The sequence below is a fragment of the Corynebacterium sp. NML180780 genome, assembly GCF_007786415.1.
Taxonomy (GTDB): Bacteria; Actinomycetota; Actinomycetes; order Mycobacteriales; family Mycobacteriaceae; genus Corynebacterium; species Corynebacterium gottingense.
In genome coordinates, this window is record NZ_VNKN01000013.1 from 38,938 (window position 1) to 58,299 (window position 19,362).

The 19,362-nt window shown below is 67.5% G+C and carries 18 protein-coding genes; 7 read left to right on the forward strand and 11 right to left on the reverse strand.

The genetic code is table 11. The features are described from left to right. Positions 1–8: 8 nt before the first annotated feature. Complete coding sequence (locus FPP74_RS09740) at positions 9–2,654, reverse strand: hypothetical protein (RefSeq protein WP_144718236.1); 2,646 nt, start codon at positions 2,652–2,654, stop codon at positions 9–11. Next, positions 2,651–3,622, reverse strand: a complete 972-nt coding sequence (locus FPP74_RS09745; RefSeq protein WP_144718238.1) for an NUDIX hydrolase — start codon at positions 3,620–3,622, stop codon at positions 2,651–2,653. The genes FPP74_RS09740 and FPP74_RS09745 overlap by 4 nt, the downstream gene beginning before the upstream one ends. 155 nt (positions 3,623–3,777) lie before the next feature. On the opposite strand from FPP74_RS09745, the gene FPP74_RS09750 reads away from it, so the two are divergent. From FPP74_RS09750 to FPP74_RS09775, 6 genes are all read left to right on the forward strand, one after another. Further along, positions 3,778–5,202, forward strand: coding sequence for a CCA tRNA nucleotidyltransferase (locus FPP74_RS09750; RefSeq protein WP_369825031.1), 1,425 nt, complete (start codon positions 3,778–3,780; stop codon positions 5,200–5,202). Between the two features lie 39 nt (positions 5,203–5,241). Then, positions 5,242–5,958 carry an AzlC family ABC transporter permease gene (locus tag FPP74_RS09755; RefSeq protein WP_255456119.1) on the forward strand — a complete coding sequence of 239 codons (717 nt, stop codon included), beginning with the start codon at positions 5,242–5,244 and terminating at the stop codon, positions 5,956–5,958. Next, a complete protein-coding gene (locus FPP74_RS09760) occupies positions 5,958–6,296 on the forward strand; it encodes a branched-chain amino acid transporter permease (protein WP_095537859.1) in 339 nt (112 codons plus the stop codon). Before FPP74_RS09755 ends, FPP74_RS09760 begins: the two co-directional genes overlap by 1 nt. 239 nt (positions 6,297–6,535) lie before the next feature. Then, positions 6,536–6,955 carry a hypothetical protein gene (locus FPP74_RS09765; RefSeq protein ID WP_144718240.1) on the forward strand — a complete coding sequence of 140 codons (420 nt, stop codon included), beginning with the start codon at positions 6,536–6,538 and terminating at the stop codon, positions 6,953–6,955. 319 nt (positions 6,956–7,274) lie between these two features. Continuing rightward, entirely contained in the window at positions 7,275–7,715 is a 441-nt protein-coding gene (locus FPP74_RS09770; protein WP_095537790.1) for a hypothetical protein, read from the forward strand. 336 nt (positions 7,716–8,051) lie between these two features. After that, entirely contained in the window at positions 8,052–9,422 is a 1,371-nt protein-coding gene (locus FPP74_RS09775) for an AIPR family protein (protein ID WP_144718242.1), read from the forward strand. Between the two features lie 5 nt (positions 9,423–9,427). Here the strand turns inward: FPP74_RS09775 and FPP74_RS09780 are convergent, their stop codons facing one another. Together FPP74_RS09780 and FPP74_RS09785 are read right to left on the reverse strand one after the other, a co-directional pair. Beyond that, complete coding sequence (locus tag FPP74_RS09780; protein WP_095553858.1) at positions 9,428–9,748, reverse strand: hypothetical protein; 321 nt, start codon at positions 9,746–9,748, stop codon at positions 9,428–9,430. 6 nt (positions 9,749–9,754) lie between these two features. After that, positions 9,755–10,729 carry a bile acid:sodium symporter family protein gene (locus FPP74_RS09785; protein ID WP_144718244.1) on the reverse strand — a complete coding sequence of 325 codons (975 nt, stop codon included), beginning with the start codon at positions 10,727–10,729 and terminating at the stop codon, positions 9,755–9,757. A gap of 24 nt (positions 10,730–10,753) precedes the next feature. Between FPP74_RS09785 and FPP74_RS09790 the strand changes: the two genes are divergently transcribed. Continuing rightward, positions 10,754–11,854 carry an NADH:flavin oxidoreductase/NADH oxidase gene (locus tag FPP74_RS09790; RefSeq protein WP_255456120.1) on the forward strand — a complete coding sequence of 367 codons (1,101 nt, stop codon included), beginning with the start codon at positions 10,754–10,756 and terminating at the stop codon, positions 11,852–11,854. A 79-nt stretch (positions 11,855–11,933) separates the two neighbouring features. Here the strand turns inward: FPP74_RS09790 and FPP74_RS09795 are convergent, their stop codons facing one another. Genes FPP74_RS09795 through FPP74_RS09825 form a run of 7 tightly spaced genes read right to left on the reverse strand, consistent with a single transcriptional unit; the run spans position 11,934 to position 19,061 of the window. Further along, positions 11,934–12,308 carry a Rieske 2Fe-2S domain-containing protein gene (locus FPP74_RS09795; protein ID WP_095278640.1) on the reverse strand — a complete coding sequence of 125 codons (375 nt, stop codon included), beginning with the start codon at positions 12,306–12,308 and terminating at the stop codon, positions 11,934–11,936. Continuing rightward, positions 12,305–13,162 (reverse strand): tryptophan synthase subunit alpha, encoded by an 858-nt coding sequence (gene trpA / locus FPP74_RS09800; protein ID WP_144718247.1) that lies wholly within the window; start codon positions 13,160–13,162, stop codon positions 12,305–12,307. The genes FPP74_RS09795 and trpA overlap by 4 nt, the downstream gene beginning before the upstream one ends. Before the next feature lie 2 nt (positions 13,163–13,164). Then, complete coding sequence (gene trpB, locus FPP74_RS09805) at positions 13,165–14,412, reverse strand: tryptophan synthase subunit beta (RefSeq protein WP_144718249.1); 1,248 nt, start codon at positions 14,410–14,412, stop codon at positions 13,165–13,167. Beyond that, on the reverse strand, positions 14,405–15,844 hold the full coding sequence (gene trpCF, locus FPP74_RS09810; RefSeq protein WP_255456121.1) for a bifunctional indole-3-glycerol-phosphate synthase TrpC/phosphoribosylanthranilate isomerase TrpF: 1,440 nt from the start codon (positions 15,842–15,844) through the stop codon (positions 14,405–14,407). Before trpCF ends, trpB begins: the two co-directional genes overlap by 8 nt. Next, a complete protein-coding gene (gene trpD, locus FPP74_RS09815; protein ID WP_144718251.1) occupies positions 15,837–16,865 on the reverse strand; it encodes an anthranilate phosphoribosyltransferase in 1,029 nt (342 codons plus the stop codon). Before trpD ends, trpCF begins: the two co-directional genes overlap by 8 nt. Beyond that, positions 16,852–17,478, reverse strand: coding sequence for a gamma-glutamyl-gamma-aminobutyrate hydrolase family protein (locus tag FPP74_RS09820; protein ID WP_144718253.1), 627 nt, complete (start codon positions 17,476–17,478; stop codon positions 16,852–16,854). The genes trpD and FPP74_RS09820 overlap by 14 nt, the downstream gene beginning before the upstream one ends. After that, positions 17,475–19,061 (reverse strand): anthranilate synthase component 1, encoded by a 1,587-nt coding sequence (locus FPP74_RS09825; RefSeq protein ID WP_144718255.1) that lies wholly within the window; start codon positions 19,059–19,061, stop codon positions 17,475–17,477. The genes FPP74_RS09820 and FPP74_RS09825 overlap by 4 nt, the downstream gene beginning before the upstream one ends. Positions 19,062–19,362 lie beyond the last annotated feature (301 nt).

Below are 19,362 nucleotides of genomic sequence, written 5' to 3' on the forward strand. Positions count from 1 at the left end.
TTCTCCAATCACGGGTTTGGTGGTTCGTCCGGGTTGTGCGGCTGCCTGTTTGGCGGCTGGGTGGGTGGCGCCTGTGGCGGCGGGTCGTTCCCGGTCGCCGCCGGCGCGTGCTCGCCCGAGTTGGGGGCCCGCGAGCGTCGCTTCCGCCCGACCGTGAGCGCGAGCAGCACCGTCACGACGGCGCCGAGCGCGGCGACGAACACCCACCCGCGCACGGCGATCGCCGCGGTGCGCACGGTGATGTCCACGGGCTGCGACATCGGCGCGCCCTTCGGCCCCGCGAGGAACAGCTGCAGGTCTGTCCCCCGCTTCGTCTCCGGCAGGTCCGCCGTCATCTGCACGGTCACGGAGCCCCGGGCGGGAATCCGCATCTCGCGCGGCACGTTGAGCGTCGCGCCCTCGGGCCCGCGGTACTGAATCGACGTTTGCACGGGCAGCGGCATGCCGTTTTGGGCGACGATGAGCAAGGGGCTGCTTGGCGACGTCCGCGTGTACACATTCCCCGGCGGAATCAGCGCAACCGAACGGCGCAGCTCTGTCAGCGTGTCCCGGGAGCCGGCGAGTCGGCCGCTCGTCGCGGCGGCGGCGTCGGAGTATTCGTGCACGCTGCGCCGCTCGCCCGTGCTCAGCGCGGTGATGAGGTCGCGGCGCAGCGGGAGCGTGTACCCGTAGCGGGTCAGCGCGATGGAGGGGTCCGGCGCGAGCAGCTCGGTGAGGTCGTTGGTAAACCTCGCCTGCTGCGTGGTGGTCATGATCTCGGAGTCGGTGAACGCACCCGGGTCGGAGTACGGGGTGCCCACGTTCGCGGCGGCCGGAACCTCCGCGGGCGCGTCCAGGTAGGCGTTGAGCGAGACGGGCTGCGCCCCGCCGTTGGTCACCAGGTCCGCCACCGTGCCCAGCAGCACCGACGCGGCGTCCGCGTCCCACGTCGCGGGCGGGTTCACCAGGACCGGCTCCGTCGCCGGTTCGCCCTCCCACGTCCACGCCTGCTGCGCGGCGAGGCGGATGGCCGATGCCGCGTTGACGGCGCGCGAGTGGTCGGAGTCCATGGTGTAGTCAAAGCGGGTGACCTCGGGGGCGTAGGACACGGTGGTCGGGGCGGGACCGACGGTGGCGAGCACCGATGCCAAGTCGTCCTGGTACCCCACCGTGAGGACATTCGGCGCGGCCCACGCGAACCGTTGCGCCGCGGGGCCGTCCCCTTCCGATGTTTCACGTGAAACATCGCCGGCGGGTGACCCGGACTCGATCGTGTTGCCGGGGAGCAGCACGCGCACGGTCTGCACGGGCATGGGCGCCGCGGCGGAGCTGGCGGAGCCGGGCGTGTTCGCCTCCAGGGCGTCGACGCCAGTGTGCTCGGCGGCGGCCTGCGCCGCGAGCGCCTCGGTGCGCTCCCACGCGGCCTGCATCCCCTCCTCGGCGACGGTGGACCGGGAGTGGTCCGCCCACCCGAGTGCCGGAATGCTTTCCCCCTCCAGCGCCGTATTGCCGGGGACGACCGTGTTGAGCATCCCCGCGTTGCCCAGGATGCGCTCCAGGACGGTCGGGCCGCGCTCGATCGCCTCGCGCATGAGCCACGGGTCCCCAGTGCGCGCGACGGCGTCGAGGTCTGCGTTCGCCCACGGCAGGGCGACGGTGCAGCTGTGCGCCGAGACCTGCCGCAGCTTTTCCAGGAACGCGGCCGCGTCGTCCTGACCCGGCCCGGGGGTCGCCGACCAATCGTTGTCGTGGGAGCCCCAGGAGTCGCGGAGTCGCTGCGGCTCCTTCACCACCGGCTGGCGCTCCTGCGCGATGACGTAGCCGCGGCTCATCCGGTCGACGGTGTCCACGAGTGCCGGGTCGATTGCGGCACACGTGGCCTCGCGGACCGCGGGCGTCTGCGTCGCGGCGAGGTAGCCGTCCACGAGCTCGTCCAGCCTTCCCCCGGGCGCGATCTCGGTGGCCAGGGCGTCGGACGCGAGGACGAGCTGCGGCTCCTCGGGAGCCTCGCCGGTCTCCCCGGGGACGATGTCCACCGGCGCCGCAATTGGGTACAGGGCGGTCATGCCGCCGGGGGCGGCGCCGTCGGCACGCCCGCGCACCGTGAGGTGGAAGCGCTCGGAGTCGAGCGGGGCGCCGTTGGCGTCGACAAGCACCAGGCTCACGGGGTACGTGCCGAGCGCGCTGAGGCCGAGGGAATCGCTGTACAGGTCGACGTCGATCTCGGCGGACTCGCCCGCGGCGATACGCTTATCGACGCTCACGCGCTCCCCCGCCACGCCGTACTCGCCAGTCGCCGCGATCGTGGCCATGCGCTGGTCCGCGACGGAGCCGGTCAGCGGGCCGCGGCGGGGCACGATGCTCAGGCCCTCGAGCGTGCGCTCGGACGTATTGGTGACGCGAAGTTTCACGTGAAACGCATCGTGCGCCTGGACCGAGTCCGGTGCCTCGATCGCGGCGAGCCTGGCCAGCGCTCCCTCCCCCTCGCGGACGTTGGGGTTGACCCACTGGTCCGTCACCGACGGGTCGGACGGGTCGGTGGGCACGGGGAGCGTCTCCGGGATGCCCGCGGCGGACAGGCCCGGTGCGCCGACGACGAAGAGGGCCGCCGCGCCGAGCGCGCCGACCGCCCGCGCGTGCATGGGTCTGGTGCTCTCGCCGTGGCCGTGGCTCATCGCGGGGTGACCCTTCCGGCCTCAAACTCGGCGCGCGCCAGGTCCGGGAGACGGTCGTACGCCACGCGGGCCAGCCTGCGCTCGTCCGCGTAGGCGAGCCGCTCGATGAGCTCGCTCAGCGGCACCCAGGCCACCTCGGTGACTTCGGGGTCCTCATCGTTGAGGATGCCGTCGACGTAGCGCAGCAGGTTGTGGTGCACCGTCTTGTGGATGCGCACCCCGTCAGAGACGAACCAGTAGTCGATCGTGCCGAGGGTGTCGAAGGCCTCGCCGACGATGCCGGTCTCCTCCCAAACCTCGCGCTCCGCAGTGCGCCACTGGTGCTCGCCGTCCTCCACGTGGCCCTTGGGCATGGACCAGAGGAGTCGCCGGCGGCGGTCGAGGCGCCCGATCAGCGCCACGTACAGCTGCGACATGTCCACCTTCTTGGTGTCCGGGTTCACCGCCTCGGCGAGCCCGGAGACGACGAGGCCGCCCGCCGACGTCTCGTCGCGCGTGACCATCCCCGAGTTCTCGTGGTGGCTGTAGTGCGATTGCCGACGATTCCCGCCCCGGCCCCGCTTCCGCCGCGCAGCATTCTTGCCGCCCTTGGGGTGCTTGCCCTTGCCGCCCTTGGCGTCGTCCTTCCCGTTGGACTGGTTCTTCGGCTGGTTCTTGGCCTGGCTTCCGCCGCGCCCGCGGTGGCGGCGGCGCCGACTTCCACGGCCCCGGTTGCTGCTGCCGCCGCCGTTCTCGCTCTGCTTGGCCTGGCCGCCCTGCTGGTTGCCCTGGCCCTGGGCGCTCTGGCTCTGGGCGCTCTGGCCACTCTGGCCGCGCGAGCGACGCCGGCGGCGCCGACGCCTCGGCCGTCCGCCGTTGGAATCCGCTCCCCTGGCGCCGCCGGCGCCACCGCTACCGCCGGCGCCGTTGGGACGGGCGTCGGTGCGGTTGGGTGCGGAGCCCTGGGAGGGCCGTGTGTTCTCGTTCATCCGCCTTATCGTATCGGTCAGCGGGCCGTTTGTGGTATTTAACAGGCCCTTACGGTCCACGGGACCGGGCAGGTATCGTGTGACGAGTGACTACGCCGAAGACTTACCCTCCCCTGTTCGACCTCCCCGACGCTGACGACCCCAACGCGGCGGCGGTGTTGTTGGCGCGTGCGCAGGGGAGCGTCGATAAGCTTTCCCCATTCTTGACGCCGCTGGCCGCTCGTTTCGCGGAGCGCGGCGAGACCTTATATATGGTCGGCGGGCCAGTGCGCGATGCGATGCTGGGCAAGCTCGGGCACGACCTCGACTTCACCACTTCCGCGCGGCCGGAGGTGACGCAGGAGATCCTTAGCGAGTGGGGCGAAAACACGTGGGACGCGGGCATCGAGTTTGGCACCGTCGCCGCGGTGAAGCACGGCAATCAGGTCGAGATCACGACGTTCCGCGCCGATCTGTACGACGGCGTGACGCGCAACCCCGAGGTCACCTTCGGCGACACGCTCGAGGGCGACCTGGTCAGGCGCGACTTTGCCTGCAATGCGATGGCGATCGAGCTTTCGCTTGTCGACGCCACCCTCACCCCCACCTTCCACGATCCCGTCGGCGGACTCGACGATCTGCTCGCGCGCCGGCTCGACACGCCCCAGGCGCCGGAGATCTCGTTCCGGGACGATCCCCTGCGCATGCTGCGCGCCGCCCGCTTCGTCTCCCAGCTCGGTTTCGAGGTCGCGCCGCGCGTGTTCGACGCGATGCGCGCAATGGCCGGCGAGATCGGCCGCATCACCGTCGAGCGCGTGCAAGCGGAGCTGGACAAGCTCATGCTCGGTGCGCGCCCTTGGGAGGGCATCGATCTGCTCGTGCAGACAGGTCTTGCCGACGAGGTGCTGCCGGAGATTCCAGCGCTGCAGCTGGAGCAGGACGAACACATGCAGCACAAAGATGTGTACCGCCACTCGCTGACGGTGCTGCGTCAGGCGACCGAGCTGGAGGACGAGGGCCCGGACCTGAAGCTGCGGTGGGCGGCGCTCATGCACGACATTGGCAAGCCGGATACCCGCGCGGCCAAGGAGGGCGGTGGCGTGAGCTTCCACCACCACGAGGTGGTCGGGGCGAAGATGACGCGCAAGCGCATGCGGAAGCTGAAGTACCCGAAGCACGTGATTGAGGATGTGGGTCAGCTCGTGTTTCTGCACATGCGCTTCCACGGCTTCGGCGAGGGCCAGTGGACGGATTCCGCGGTGCGCCGCTACGTCACCGACGCCGGCGACCTCCTCCCCCGGCTGCACAAGCTGGTGCGCGCCGACTGCACCACGAGAAATCCAAAGAAGGCACGCCGCCTGCAGCGCACTTATGATCATTTGGAAGAGCGCATCGCGGACATCGCGGCCAAGGAGGACCTCGCCCGCGTGCGCCCCGACCTTGACGGCAACGAGATCATGCAGATTCTCGGGCTCGAGCCGGGCCCCCAGGTGGGCAAGGCGTGGAAGTACATGAAGGAACTGCGACTCGAGCGCGGCGAGCTCGACCACGACGAGGCGGTCGCGGAACTCAAGGCGTGGTGGGCGTCGCAAAGCGAATAGCGGGCTGACCCGGCCCGCGGGAGGGTAAGTGGAGCAACATTGCATGTTTCACGTGAAACATTGGATGAAGTCCGCGCGGGCATCAAGGACACGTGGCTCGTCGGGCTGGGGTTGATCCCGCTCGGCCTCGCGTTCGGCCTCCTTATGACCCAATCCGGCTTCGCCTGGTGGTGGACGCCGATCTTTTCAGTGGTCATCTACGCAGGGTCGATGGAGTTCCTGGCCATCAATATGGTCGCGTCCGGGATCGGGCCGCTGTCTGCCGCCGTCACTGGCGTCATGGTGAACTTCCGCCACATCTTCTACGGGCTCACCTACCCGCGCCACCTCATCCGCTCGTGGTGGGGCCGCCGCTACTCCGCGTACGCGCTTACCGACGAGACCTACGCCATCGTCTCCGCCCGCGGCCCCAACGCCCCGGTGAGCGGTCCCCGTCTGTTGACTATCCAGGTGGTGTGCCAGCTGCTGTGGGTCATCCCCGGGATCATCGGGGCGCTCGCCGGCCAAATCATCCCGCCCGACGTGCAAGGCATGGAGTTCGCGCTCAACGCGCTGTTCATCGTCCTGGCGTACGAGGCCCTGCAGTCTTCCCGGGACTTCGGGGCCGTCGTGCTTGCAATGGGGATCGGCATTCTGGCGATGGTGCTGGTGCCCTCCTCGATGCTCATGGTGGCACTGATTGCCTACTTCCTCCTCTTGCTCGTGCGCTACTGGGTTCCGACGTTGGACAAGAAACTCACGTGGAGGATGCGCTAATGGGACTGCCTGTTGGGATTACCGCGTCGATGGTGTGGGCGGTCCTCATCCCAGTCTGTTTCGTCACAGTGGCGTTAAGGGCCCTGCCCTTCTCCTTCCTCAAACTGCTCAAGGGTAGCCCGTTTATCGAGTTCCTCGGGCTCTACATGCCCGTCGGCGTGATGACGGTGCTCGTGGTGTACACCATTGGCGGCGCTTCCGATTCCCCGGGTGGAACTGGTGCCGCGTTGATCGCGAGCGTTGCGACGCTCGCGCTCCACGCTTGGCGACGTTCCCCCGGCCTCTCAATCTTCGCCGGCACACTTTTGTACATGGCCTTGGTGAACCTGGTGTTCTAGGTTCGGCGGTGTGTTGGGGCCGGGGGCCGGTAAATACCGATAGTAAGACCCCGACAACGCGCTCCTGGGCGGCGAGAACGGTATCCTCATATCGGTATCTGAGCGTGCCATGGGCGTAGCGCCGACACAATCCTCCCCCGATGTCCATAGAATTCTGGACAAATACAGAAACGTAGCGGTACCCTTGTCCGCAATGCCGACCACAGGCATGGAATGTGAACCGACACAAGGAGTATCTGATGAAGCGCACCATTGCTGCGGGACTCGCTACCGCTACCGCCCTCTCCCTCACCGCTGTTCCGGCGCAGGCTGCGGAAGATTCGAACGAATTCATCGAGGGTGTGCGCGAAGCCGTCGAAGGACCGAAGGGCGTTGTGGAGGATACTCTTCAGGGCGCTGAAGAGGGTGCTCGACAGGGTATGGAAAAGCGCAAGCTCGACAAGAAGCTCGAGGATGAGGGTTACGGCGCTGCCCCGAAGACCGACGGTGCGAAGGACATGATCGTCGGATCCGTAGAGCAGGGCTCCAGTGCCGATCAGGCGTACCAGGCTACGCAGGCGGGCTGGATCCTCACTTGGGTCGCTGTCGCAGCCGCTGGCCTTGGTGCCATCGGCTTCGTTGCCAACCAGGCGGGTCTGCTGCCGAACATGCCGTTCTAGTCGCAGCTTTGCCCTAATTTCCGGGCAGCTCATTCGCACCCCCAGCTAGAGGCTCGTTGAAGTCTCGGTGGCTGGGGGTTTTGCGTGGGTCGGTGTCATCTGTGGGCACGAGGCAGTACCCCCGAAGTAACGAAAAGTATTTATGAAAATAGAGACAAACGGGGTAACGCTTCGCGCAACCGCTTCGATACGTCAAATAGTAAGCAGCTGCCAAAGGTTTTTCTGGCAAATGCTTGCGCACCTTGAACAGAACGTTCTCGGTTTAACCCTCATCGAGGTGCGACCCCGCCCCTCGACCCCTACGAGAGAGGAACTTCCCATGAAGCGCTCCGCATCCGCTGCACTCGCAGCAGTAACCGCACTGTCCCTCGCCGTCGCTCCGGCGTACGCGCAGGATGACGCCAACGGCCCGAAGGAGGATCAGGGAGCCTCTTCTTCCCAGGCTGAGGGCAAGGACGGCGAGAAGACCGGCTCCTCCGACATCACCGACGAGGCTGCCAAGGACTACTTCGAGGCCAACAAGGACAAGGCCACCGGCATCGTGAAGTCCTCCACCGAGGGCAAGGATGGCGAGTCCAAGGATCTGAGCGACGCATTCCTGTCCTCCATCAAGAGCGACAAGGCGAACGACTGGGAGCCGGGCAAGACCGCCAACATTCTGCTCGGTACCGGTATCGGCGCGCTCGTACTCGGCGTCCTGGCTGCCGTCGCTGCAAGCGGCGCAGTTCCGGGCCTGGGCAACATCAAGCTCCCGTTCTAAGCTCGAGCGCCTCGTACCGAGGTAGCTTTACGCCCCCGGGCCAACTGTGTGTGCAGTCGGTCTCGGGGGCGTTGTTGTGTCAGTGCCACCGGAACAAAAGCAGCTGTCTCTAATGTGCGACGTATATCACCAAATAGAAGGTTGCGTCCCTAACCCGGAGCACTTATGCTCAGTACCAGTGGTTGATACAAGGTCGCCACGTCGACAACGTGAACTGCCCTGGACAGGGCGGTGGGCTGAACTTGGCCGGACGGCCAGGTGGATTCCGGGGCTCCTGGGGTCGGTGCATACGCATCCAGTCGTGTGTTGAACGCCCCAATAGGAAAGGAATCCACCATGTCCGTACCCACGCAAGACAAAACTGTCACCTTCAAGGTCGAGCTGCGCAATGACGCCAACGTCGGCCCGCTCTACCGCATCAGCGGCGCGGTGAAGATCAAGAACTTGGTCGACCTCATCAGCATCGAGGATCTGACGGCAAACCCCCGTCGTCCGAAGCGCACGACGATCACCGAAGACATCATGCAGACGATCCAGACCGCGCCGGAGATGCTCCCCTTCTACTCCAAAGGCATCCTGATCGGATCCTCGGACGTGGTCGAGCGCGATCGCGACCGCTTCCAGCTCCACTTCGCCGACCCGGACCGCGAAGGCGTCCTCGACGGCGGCCACAACCTGATGGCTATCGCGCTGGTACTCCTCGGCGAGGTCGGCGTGAGCGAGAAGGCGCTGCGGAAGGTGAAGTTCTGGGACCAGCTCAAGGAAGCCTGGGCTGAGAACACGACTGCGCTCAAGGCGCTGCGCCAGGACACCTCCCCCACCCTCGACGCGCTCGTCCCGCTCGAGATCATCGCTCCCCTCGCGGGCCCGGAGGCCGGCGACGGCCTCGCCGAGTTCAACAACCTCATCATGGGCATCTGCGCGAACCGCAACCAGAACGCGCAGTTGGCCGCCGACGCGATCGCGAACAAGAGCGGCGTCTTCGACTTCCTCAAGGAGTCCATGCCCGCCGAGCTGGCCGACCAGGTCACGTGGAGCACCAACGACAACAAGCGGATTGACCCCCGCATGCTCGTCTCGCTGCTGTGGGTGTCGCTGGGCAAGGTGCCGACGCTTGGCAACTACGGCATCAAACCCATCACGCCAACCTCCGCGTACTCCAGCAAGGCGGCCTCGCTGCAGCGATTCACCGACCTGGTCGAGGCGGACGGTGCGGCCGAGAAGACAGACGACGGGAAGAGCTACGTGGTGCTCGATGGCTACATCGCGTCGGCCTTCGAGATGATCGTTGACATCCTCAATTGCTACGACTACATCTACACCGGCTTCAAGGACGCCTATAACGAGAACGGTGGGTCTTTCGGTCGCATCGGCGCGGTGAAGAAGACGTCGAAGGGCGCGAACCGCACCTTGGTCACCAACCAGCTTGTCGAGCACGAGGTGCCGCCGGCCGGCTACCTCATCCCGCTCCTGTTCAGCATTCAGGCGCTGATCAAAGACGACGCCGAGGCCGGACGCCTCACCTGGCACAAGCCGCCGCTGGAGTTCCTGCAGGCGCCGGGCAACCTGACCAAGCTCGTCGGCGCGCTGAAGCCGATCATTGAGATGGCGAATTGGAACCCGCAGACCGTCGGCAAGAACTCCGCCTCGTACGAAGTCGCCTACGCCAAGCTCAGGGAGCTGCTTTTCGACGACCTGCTCGGGTAGCTCCCCTAACCGATCTCCGGGAACTTCACCTTCGCCTCGCCCCAGAGCCCCTCGAACTCCATCCGGGTCAGGCGGGTGGAGGTGATGCCCTCCAGCGCGTCGTAGGAGTCGGGGTGCGGGACCGCGCCCATCGGCTCGTTGGCCTGGCCGATGACGCACCCCTCCGTGTACACACCGGTGATGGTCTCGTTCGGGTCCAGCTCGATCATGCGGACCATGGTGCAGCGGTCGCTCGAGATCTCCTCCAGCTCCGCAATGTTGAGCAGCTCTCCCCCGAGCTCCGGCACCTGGTAGTGGATGCGCACGTAATGTTTCACGTGAAACATCTCCTTCTAGTGTTGCGATTCGTCTGCACCAGCGTAGCGCGAGACGTAGGAGGAGCAGATCACCAGCTGCGTCATGTGGTAGATCATGAGCGGAATTATGAGGGTGCCCAGGGTCGCCCCGCCAAACATCACCGAGGCCATGGGCAGGCCCGTGGCCAACGATTTCTGCGTCCCGCACTGCTGGATGGCCACGGTGTCAGCGCGGTTGAACCCGAGCTTGCCCGGCACCCAGCCCGTCACCCACAGCATCGCCACGACGAGGGCCGCCGCGAACACGATGAGAAACAGAATCTGCCACAGCGGCAGCTGCGTCCACACTCCGGCGACAACGCCTTGGGAGAACGCCGAGTAGACAACCATCCAGATCGACCCGCGGTCCACGATCTTGGTCGCCTTAGACGCGGCGATCTCGCGGAATCGGGGCAGAACATTGTGGGCCAGTTGGCCGAGGAGGAACGGGAGGAGGAGTTGGATGGAGATGTCGAGGAAGACGGAGGCGTCGATAAGCACTCCCCCGCTCGAGCGCATGAGCAGCATGGCGAGGAGCGGGGTGGCGACCACGCCGACGAGCGATGAGAGGCTCGCGGCGACGACCGCGCCGCTGACGTTGCCGCGAGCGATGCCGGTGAGCGCGACGGAGGATTGGACTGTTGACGGCACGAGCGTGAGAAAGAGGATGCCCTGGTAGAGCTCCGGCGAGACGACCGCAGAGAGCGGGCGAAGGAGAATGCCGATGAGCGGGTACACGACGAACGTGCACGCGAGGATAGCGGCGTGGAGCCTCCAGTGGGTCAGGCCGTTGAGGGCCTCGCGGGTGGAGAGGCGCGCGCCGTAGAGAAAGAAGAGGAGCGCGATCGCGAGCTTGACCGCGACGCTGAATCCGTCGGCGAATGCGCCCCGCGCGGGCAGGACGAACGCGATGAGGGCCGAGACGATAATGCCGGCGACTAGGGGGTCGATGCGGGTGCGGAATTTTCGCATGGTTGAAAGTCTATGCTGGGGCGCATGCGATTGAGCGACACAATGACACTCCGGGACTTGGAAATCCGCAACCGCATTTGGCTGCCGCCGATGTGCCAATACCAGGCGAGCGGACGCGACGGCATCCCGCGGTCCTGGCACATGGTGCACTACGGGGCGCGCGCCGCCGGCGGCTTCGGGCTCATCATTGCGGAGGCCTCCGGCGTGGTGCCCGAGGGACGCATCTCCCCGTTCTGCGCGGGGATTTGGTCCGACGAACACGCGAACGCCTGGGCGCCGATCGTGGAGTTCGTGCACGAGATGGGTGCGGCGATGGGGATCCAGCTGGGCCACGCGGGCCGGAAGGCGTCGACCTACCCCATGCTGCCCGACAACAAGGGTCGCGGCACGGTGCCGCCGGAGGAGGGTGGCTGGGAAACGCTCGGCCCGAGCGCGATCGCAGCGGACGGGCAGGCCGTCCCCCGCGCGATGACGCTGGAGGAGGTTCGCGCAGTGCCCGGCGAGTTTGCCCAGGCCGCGAAACACGCTGTCGACGCCGGGTTCGACCTCGTGGAGATCCACGGCGCGCACGGTTACCTGCTCCACCAGTTCCTCTCCCCGATGTCCAACGAGCGCGACGACGAGTACGGCGGCGACTTCGACGGCCGCACCCGCCTCCTGCGGGAGGTCGTCGACGCCGTCCGCGCGGCCATCCCCGAGGGCATGCCGCTGCTCGTGCGCCTCTCCGCCACCGACTGGGTCGAGCCCGACGGCTGGCGCGCGGAGGACTCGGAGCGCCTCGCTCCCCTGCTCGCTGAGGCAGGCGTGGACCTCATCGACGTCTCCACCGGCGGCAACGTCCCGGCCGACATCCCCGCTGCGCCCGGGTACCAGGTCGACTTCGCCCGCCGCGTGCGCGAGGCCTCCGGACTCCCCACCGCCGCGGTGGGCATGCTTGTCGACGCCACCCAGACCCAAGCCATCCTCGACCGCGAAGAGGCCGACGCGGTCCTCATCGGTCGCGCGGCGCTGCGTAACGCTGAGTGGGCCATCGACGCGCTGCGGGAACTCGGTGTGGCGCCCGAAGAATTGCCGTACCCGGATTCGTACTTCCGCGGATGGGACCGGGCGGCGCTGCAGGAGTAAGTGCGCCGAGATAGTTGAGACCCCCAACGATTGGAATGCCAACCGTTGGGGGTCGCTGTAATGGGGTATCTGGGTGAAACTAGACCTGGCCGTCGGTCGCGACAAGGTTTTCGCCCTGATCCTCCAACGGTACTTCTCGCAGCCCCGCCACGGAGGGGCCGGACACCTTTTCACCCGTCGCGGTATTGAACACGGAGCCGTGCGCAGTGCACTTCACGTTCTCGCCCTCGACGACGGTGATCTTCTGCTGCTGGTGCGGGCAGACCGAAGAATAGGCGACGTACTCGCCGGCGGTCGGCTGGGCGATGATGAAGTGGTCGAGGATGACCGAGCTGCCCACGGGGACCGCGGTCTTGGCTACCTCCTCGCTCGGGGGCTCGCCGCAGGCGGCGAGGAACGCGCCGGCGAAGGTGGTGGCAGTGCCGAGGAGGAAGAGGCGTCGTGAACAAGTCATGCCTTTATCGTAGCCTCTTTCATCTGTGCGACGTAGGCGGATAGTTCCCTGGTGAGCGCGTCCATGTCCGTAATCCGCGCCGGCTCGGGGTGTGTGTGCTCAGTGTACTTGGCCACGATGTTGGCGATAGCGGAGCCGGTAATCGCGCCTGCCGCCCCGGCCGCGATCGCGTCGGCGACGTGCTGCGGAGTTGAGATGCCGAAGCCAAGCAGCACCGGAGCCCCACCGTACGACTGCAGGTTGTCCACCACCTCGCGCAGACCCTCCACCGATGCGGCCTTGTCGGCCCCGGTCACGCCGTCACGGGAGATGGCGTAGATGTAGCCGCGGGACTGCGCCGCCACCCCCTCGAGCGTCTGCGCGGTCGCCTTTGCGGGTGCGATGTAGATCGGGCAGATGCCCGCCGCCTCCGCCGCCGCGCTGAACGCTGCCGACTCGCGCACGGGCACGTCGGGCAGGAGCACGCTATCCGCGCCCGCCTCGCGGAACGCCGCGTAAAACTCGTCCAGCCCCCGCACGTAGGCGACGTTGGCGTAGACGAGCATGCCGATGGGGAGATCCGGGTAGCGCTCGCGGATGGTCCGCACTTGCGCGAGAGCCTTATCGACGCTCGCGCCTCCGTCCAGCGCACGCACGTGGGCCGCCTGGATCGCGGGGCCGTCCGCGACCGGGTCGGAGAACGGAACGCCGAGTTCCAGGGCGTCGGCTCCGGCGTTCACGACGGCGTCGATAATGCGCAGCGCGTCCTCGGGGGTGGGGTCGGACAGCATGACGAAGGGGACGAACGCCCCCTCGCCCTTCGCCTGTAGTGCCGCGAACGTTGAATCGTAACGTGACGTAGTAGGGGTGGGCATCCTTAGTTGGTCTCCTTCCGTGCAATCACCCAGTCCGGGTGGTCCTCCAGGGTCGCGCGGACGTGCGCGACGTCCTTGTCGCCGCGGCCCGAGAGCGACACGAGGATGGTCAGCGGCTCTGCATCGCGCGGGTGCGAGGCGGCGCGGTCGAGCGCGTACGCGAGCGCGTGCGAGGACTCGAGGGCCGGGATGATGCCCTCGTACCGAGACAGCATCTGGAACGCGCGCAGCGCCGCCTCATCGGTGACGGGGACGTACCGAGCGCGCCCGGACTTGGCCAGGTGCGCGTGCTCGGGGCCGACGGCCGGGTAGTCAAGCCCGGCAGAGATGGAGTAGGACTCCTCCACTTGCCCGTCGGCGTCGCGCATGAGGTAGGAGCGCGTGCCGTGGAGGATGCCCACGGTACCGGCCGCGATCGCGGCCCCGTGCTTGCCCGCGCCGACACCCTCTCCCCCGGGCTCCACGCCGACGAGCTCGACACCGGGTTCGTCGATGAAGTCGGCGAACATGCCGATCGCGTTCGAGCCGCCGCCAACGCAGGCGCAGACCACATCCGGCAGCGCGCCAACGCGCTCCTGCATCTGCGCCTTCGCCTCGGTGGAGATGACGCGGTGGAACTCCTTCACAATCTTGGGGAACGGGTGCGGGCCCGCCGCTGTGCCGAGCAGGTAGTGGGACTCGTGGAAAGTGGCGGTCCAGTCGCGGAGCGCCTCGTTCACCGCGTCCTTGAGCGTGCCGGCGCCCGTGTCCACGCCGATGACTTCTGCGCCCATGAGCCGCATCCGGTAGACGTTGGGCTCCTGGCGCGCCATGTCGACCTTGCCCATGTAGATCACGCAGTCCAGGCCCAGCAGCGCGCACGCGAGCGCCGTCGCGGTGCCGTGCTGGCCGGCGCCTGTCTCTGCGATGATGCGGGTCTTGCCCATCTTCTTGGCCAGGAGCGCCTGGCCGATCACCTGGTTCGTCTTGTGCGCGCCGCCGTGGACGAGATCTTCGCGTTTGAGAAAGATCCGCGCGTTGACGCCATCGAGCGGGAGGTTCCGGCACTCCGTCAGCGGCGTCGGACGCCCGAGGTAGTCGCGCAGCAGGCCGCGGTACTCCGCCATGAACGCTTCATCTGCAAACGCGTCGACGAAGGCGCGCTCGAGTTGGTCGAGCGCGGGGAGGAGCGACTCCGGCACGTACTGGCCGCCGAACTCGCCGTAGTAGGCGGGCAGGATCGTGCTGCCGCCGTGGGTGTAATCACTCATTGTTCGTCCTTGGGTAGTGGTAATTGCCAATGATGTTGAATGCGCGCCGCAGCGCCGCTGCGTCCTTCCGCCCGGCCCACGCGCCGGCGCCCGCCGGGTACTCCCCCCCGGAGTTCAGGTCCACGCCCGTGCAGCCGACGCTGAGCGCATCCTCGAGGTTGCCGGGGTGGAGTCCGCCGGCGAGCAGCGCGTAGCCGCGTACCTGGGCCGGAATGTCGGCCCAGCGGAAGGTCTCGCCAGAGCCCCCGTCGCGCGCGTCGAGCACAAGCTTGTCCGCGCTCCCCTGCAGCCCCAGCGCGACCCCGCCCCCATCACCGGCGCTCATGGAAACCGCGCGCCACACCTCGATGCCGGCGCCGACCTCCCCGCGGACGCGGCCGACGAGGTCGAGCTCCGCCTCGATCGACCCTTGGTAGGGCGCATGGACCTGGACGGCGGCGATGCCGGCCTGGATGATGTCGCCGTACCCGGAGGTCCGCCGCGACACGGCCACGTACTTCAAGCCCGGCTCGTGCGCGATGATGTCAGCCGATGTTTCACGTGAAACATTGCGGGGGCTCGCCTCTTCGAAGATGAGGCCGCCGTAGACGGCGCCCGCTGCCTTGGCCGCCTGCGCCGCCGACCAGGAGGTGAGGCCGCAGACCTTGTTCGGCCCGTACACCAGCTCGCGGGCTGCGAGGTCGACGTCCGGCTGTCCGGTGAGCTGCGAGCCGACGAGGAAGCCGTCAGCGTGCGCGCCGAGCTGGCGCACGGTCTCGGCGTCGCGGATGCCCGACTCGGCAACCACCGCCGCCCCTTCGGGCGCGAGCGTGGCCAGCCGGGCCGAGCGCGTGAGGTCGATGGTGAGGTCGTGGAGGTTCCTGTGGTTGACGCCGAAGATGCGCGCCCCGAGCCGGGTGGCGCGCGCCGCTTCCTCCTCGTCGATCACCTCGGTGAGGACGTCCATCCCAAGCGAGTCCGCGAGCGCGGACAATCGGGCGTAGGTGGCGTCGTCCAACACTGAAAGCATGAGGAGGATGGCGTCCGCGCCGTAGTAGCGGGCGGCGTAGACCTGGACGTCGTCGATGATGAAGTCCTTGCACAACACCGGCAGGTGGGTGCTTGACGCCACCGTCGCCAGGTGGTCGTAGTCCCCACCGAAGCGGTCCGGCTCGCACAGCACCGAAATGCCGGCGGCGTACCGGGAGTAGATGCGCGCGATAGCGCCTGGCTCGTAGTGGTCGCGGATCAGGCCCAGCGAGGGCGAGGAGGACTTGCACTCCATGATGAAGCTCGTCCCCTCCCGCTTGAGGTTGTCGTAGAGGGAGCGCTCCGATTTGGGTAACGTGTCGAAATCGACGTGGGCGACACGCTGCCGGATTTCGTCAAGGTGACCCTTTCGCCCCTCGACAGTGTCCTCCAGCACCGTGGGCAGTTCGGCGGGCTTAGGCACTGTAGTCAGCCTCCTCGTGGCGGCGCAACCAGGTGTGCACGGTGGCGTCGGCAAGCAATGCGAGCGCGTGCTGCACGCCGTCGGCGATGGTGTCGGTGGTGCCGTAGAGGTAGAACATGGCGCCGGCGGTGGCGGCGACAGCGTCGCGGTGCGCCTGCGGGCCTTCGCCGGCGAAGGTGGCGCGCATCGCCGCAGCGTTCGCTTCCCCGTCACCACCGCGCAGGTCCTCCAACGGGTGCCGCGCGAGGCCGAGCTCCTCCGGGGTGACGGTGGAGTGGGTGATCGCGCCGTCGCGGTCGAGCTCCCAGATCTGCGACTCGCCGTGGACCGCGAGCTCGTCGGTGCCTGCCCCGTGGACGACCATGGCGCGGCCGCGCCCGAGCTCGCGCATGGTCTCCGCGATGAGCTGGCCTTGCGCCGGGTTGGCAATGCCCATGATTTGGAACTCGGGGCGCGCCGGCGACAGCAGCGGGCCCATCGTATTGAAGAGCGTGGACACGCCGAGCGCCTTGCGCACCGGCTGCACGTGCGCGATCGCCGGGTTGTACGCCGGCGCGAACAGGAACGTGAAGTTGGAGGATTCGAACTGGCGCACGGCGCGCTCCGGGTCCAGGTCCAGCGGGATGTTCAGCGCTTCGAGCACGTCGGCCGATCCGGACTTGGACGATACTGAGCGGTTGCCGCACTTAATCATCTTCACCCCGCCCGCGGCCGCGACCAGTGAGGCGGCCGTGGTGATGTTGATGGTGTTCGCGCCGTCGCCGCCGGTGCCCGCGGTGTCCATGAGCCCCTCCCCCGTCACGGGGAACGGTCGGCCGGCCGCGAGGAACGCGCGCGCCGCGCCCGCCACGTCCGCGAATGTCTCGCCGCGGGTGCGGATGGTGGCGAGCAGCGCGGCGATGTGGACGTCGTCGTAATCGCCCACCGTGAGCGGGGTGAACGCCTCGACCGCCTCCTCCAGCGAGGGTGCATGGTTGTCCAGGAAGCGCTTGAGGATAGCGAGGGATTTATCGGTTGCCATTGTTCGTTCCTTTCTTCATCAGCAGGTCCACGCTGCGCCGCAGCATCGTCGGCCCTGCCGGGGTGAGGATGGATTCGGGGTGAAACTGCAGGCCAAGGGACATGCCGTCGTCGCTCGCCGCGGCCATGACCACGTCGCCGATGTCGGTGGCGGTGTGCGCGAGGGCGTGCATCCCCGCCGGCACCGCGGTGGCGCCCAGCGAGTGGTAGCGCGCCACCGGGACGAGCCGCCCACGCTGCCCCGGAATGTCGTCCACGGTCATGCCCGCAAACAGCGGCGAGACCTGGCCGGCGTCCGTGAGGGCCATGCTTATCGACGCCCCATGCACCGGCCCGCACGGCCGCACCGCTCCCCCGAAGTGCTCGACCAGGGCCTGGTACCCCAGGCAGATACCGAGGATTGGGATCCGCCCCTGCGCCCGGTCGATGAGCTCAGCCATGCACCCGGCGTCCGCGGGGTAGCCGGGCCCGGGCGACAGCACTATTAAGTCCGGCTCATTAGCGAGCACGGTGTCGGCGCTGACGGTGTTGCGGAACACGGTTGAGTCATACTCAGCGAGCGCGTCGACCAGGTTGTACACAAACGAGTCCTGGTTATCCAGCAGGGCGATCATTTCTCCACCTCCAGTTCGGCATCGGCCGCCAGCGCGATCGCGTTGAGCACCGCGTAGGCCTTGTGCAGCGTCTCGTCGGCCTCGGACTGCGGGTTGGAATCGCGCACCACACCGGCCCCGGCCTGCACCACAGCGGTGCCGCCGGATACGTAGGCGGATCGGATTACGATGCAGGTATCCATGTCGCCGTTGCCCTGCAGGTACCCGACCGCACCGCCGTAAGAACCGCGGCGGTGCCCCTCCAGCTCGCGCAGCAACGAAGTCGCGCGCAGCTTCGGGGCGCCGGTGAGCGTGCCCATGTTCATGCAGGCGCGGTAGGCGTCGAGGGCGTCGAGGTCCCCGGCCAGCTCGGCCGTGACCCGCGAGACCAGGTGCATCACCCGCGAGTACCGGTCCACCTGCAGCAGATCGACCACCCTGCGGGTGCCCGGAGCGGCCACGCGGGCGACGTCGTTACGCGCCAGGTCCACCAGCATGGTGTGCTCCGCGACCTCCTTTGCGTCGGTGCGCAGCTGCAGCTCCATGCGCGTATCCAGCTCGTGGTCGATCGAGCCGTCCTCGGCCAGGCCGCGCGGTCGGGTGCCGGCAATCGGGTACAGCTGGACCTCGCGGTTGGCCTGGGTGTACTTCAGGTTGGACTCCGGCGAGGCGCCGAAGAGCTCGTACGCCTCCCCGCGCGTGTCCACGCCCCGGAGGTAGAACATGTACGGCGACGGGTTGGTCGCGCGCAGTTGCAGGTAGGCGGCGAAGGCGTCGGCGCACTCGGTGATAAAGCTGCGCGCCGGCACCACCTGGTAGATGTCGCCGTTGGCAATGTTGCCTTTGAGCTTATCGACGTCAGCGCAGAACCGTTCGTCCGAGATGTCGGTACGCACGCGCAAGGTGCCGGCCGCGCTCGGGGTCGGCTGGTACGCGTCGGCGGTGCCCGGCTCGGCGGTGTCAATACGCGCTGCGAGGTCGTCGAGGTCGATGCCGTCGCCGGCTGCGTCCACGCCCGCCAGGTACGCGGTCTGGGATTGGTGGTCGATGCGCAGCAGGACTTCCGCGAGCACGTACTGGTAGTCGGGGTACGTGTTCGCGCCGTCGGCAACCCGTGGCAGGTCCTCGAAGGTCTCGAGGTAGTCGTAGGCGAAGCCGCCGGCGAGCAGCGGGAAGTCCTCGTCTCCGTACCCGGCGCCGGTGGTCAGCGCGCGCAGGACTTCCACCGTGGAGATGGCGGTGAGGCGTTCGCGCTCGTCCGCGGCGTCGGAGGCGGGGAACGCGTAGACGTCGGCCCGGGCGCCCGGGGTGAGGTACTCCCCCAGCTGCTCGCGGAGCCGCGCGGCAAGCACTCGGCCGGACTCGGTGAGCGGGAGCACGGTGACGCGGTCGCCCTGGCAGGTTACGCGCAGGGAGGCGCGCAGCACCGCGACGGACTGGAGCCCGGAGCGGGTGGTGATGTCGGCTGACTCAAGCAGCACGGAGTCGGGCGTGGTGGTGCCGCCGAGGTGGGCGAACAGGCTTGCGGCGTCCGCGTGGTAGCGCACGTCGCGGTGCGTCAACCGGGGCGCGGCGCCCGGTGGAGTATTCGGGGGGTTGCTCATTGTCGTCCTTCGTGTGTGCTGACACCGAGGGCTCTGGAGCGGAAAGGCCCGCGGTGCTTGAGTTGGTCCAAGCCGGCGGGCCGTGAAATGAGGAACCTACAATCGGTGGCACGCCGTCTACGCGCGCCACCACCAGTTGGTCAGAGTCATGTAAGTCACAAGAGCTACGGTAGCGGGTCGGCGCGCGATCCGCAGCAGTTTGGTAAAAGTTCTGCGTGGGCGTGAAAGTAATTCCAGTGCGCGCCGCCGTGCGCGGGCAAACAAAAACCGCAATGTTTCACGTGAAACATTGCGGTACGGA

Coding starts and splice junctions, on each gene's coding strand:
- FPP74_RS09740 (WP_144718236.1), bottom strand. CDS start 2,654: ATGAGCCACGGCCACGGCGAGAGCACCAGACCCATGCACGCGCGGGCG.
- trpB (WP_144718249.1), bottom strand. CDS start 14,412: ATGAGTGATTACACCCACGGCGGCAGCACGATCCTGCCCGCCTACTAC.
- trpD (WP_144718251.1), bottom strand. CDS start 16,865: ATGGCAACCGATAAATCCCTCGCTATCCTCAAGCGCTTCCTGGACAAC.
- FPP74_RS09745 (WP_144718238.1), bottom strand. CDS start 3,622: ATGAACGAGAACACACGGCCCTCCCAGGGCTCCGCACCCAACCGCACC.
- FPP74_RS09780 (WP_095553858.1), bottom strand. CDS start 9,748: ATGTTTCACGTGAAACATTACGTGCGCATCCACTACCAGGTGCCGGAG.
- FPP74_RS09775 (WP_144718242.1), top strand. CDS start 8,052: ATGTCCGTACCCACGCAAGACAAAACTGTCACCTTCAAGGTCGAGCTG.
- FPP74_RS09790 (WP_255456120.1), top strand. CDS start 10,754: ATGCGATTGAGCGACACAATGACACTCCGGGACTTGGAAATCCGCAAC.
- FPP74_RS09825 (WP_144718255.1), bottom strand. CDS start 19,061: ATGAGCAACCCCCCGAATACTCCACCGGGCGCCGCGCCCCGGTTGACG.
- FPP74_RS09760 (WP_095537859.1), top strand. CDS start 5,958: ATGGGACTGCCTGTTGGGATTACCGCGTCGATGGTGTGGGCGGTCCTC.
- FPP74_RS09820 (WP_144718253.1), bottom strand. CDS start 17,478: ATGATCGCCCTGCTGGATAACCAGGACTCGTTTGTGTACAACCTGGTC.
- FPP74_RS09785 (WP_144718244.1), bottom strand. CDS start 10,729: ATGCGAAAATTCCGCACCCGCATCGACCCCCTAGTCGCCGGCATTATC.
- FPP74_RS09765 (WP_144718240.1), top strand. CDS start 6,536: ATGAAGCGCACCATTGCTGCGGGACTCGCTACCGCTACCGCCCTCTCC.
- trpA (WP_144718247.1), bottom strand. CDS start 13,162: ATGCCCACCCCTACTACGTCACGTTACGATTCAACGTTCGCGGCACTA.
- FPP74_RS09770 (WP_095537790.1), top strand. CDS start 7,275: ATGAAGCGCTCCGCATCCGCTGCACTCGCAGCAGTAACCGCACTGTCC.
- FPP74_RS09795 (WP_095278640.1), bottom strand. CDS start 12,308: ATGACTTGTTCACGACGCCTCTTCCTCCTCGGCACTGCCACCACCTTC.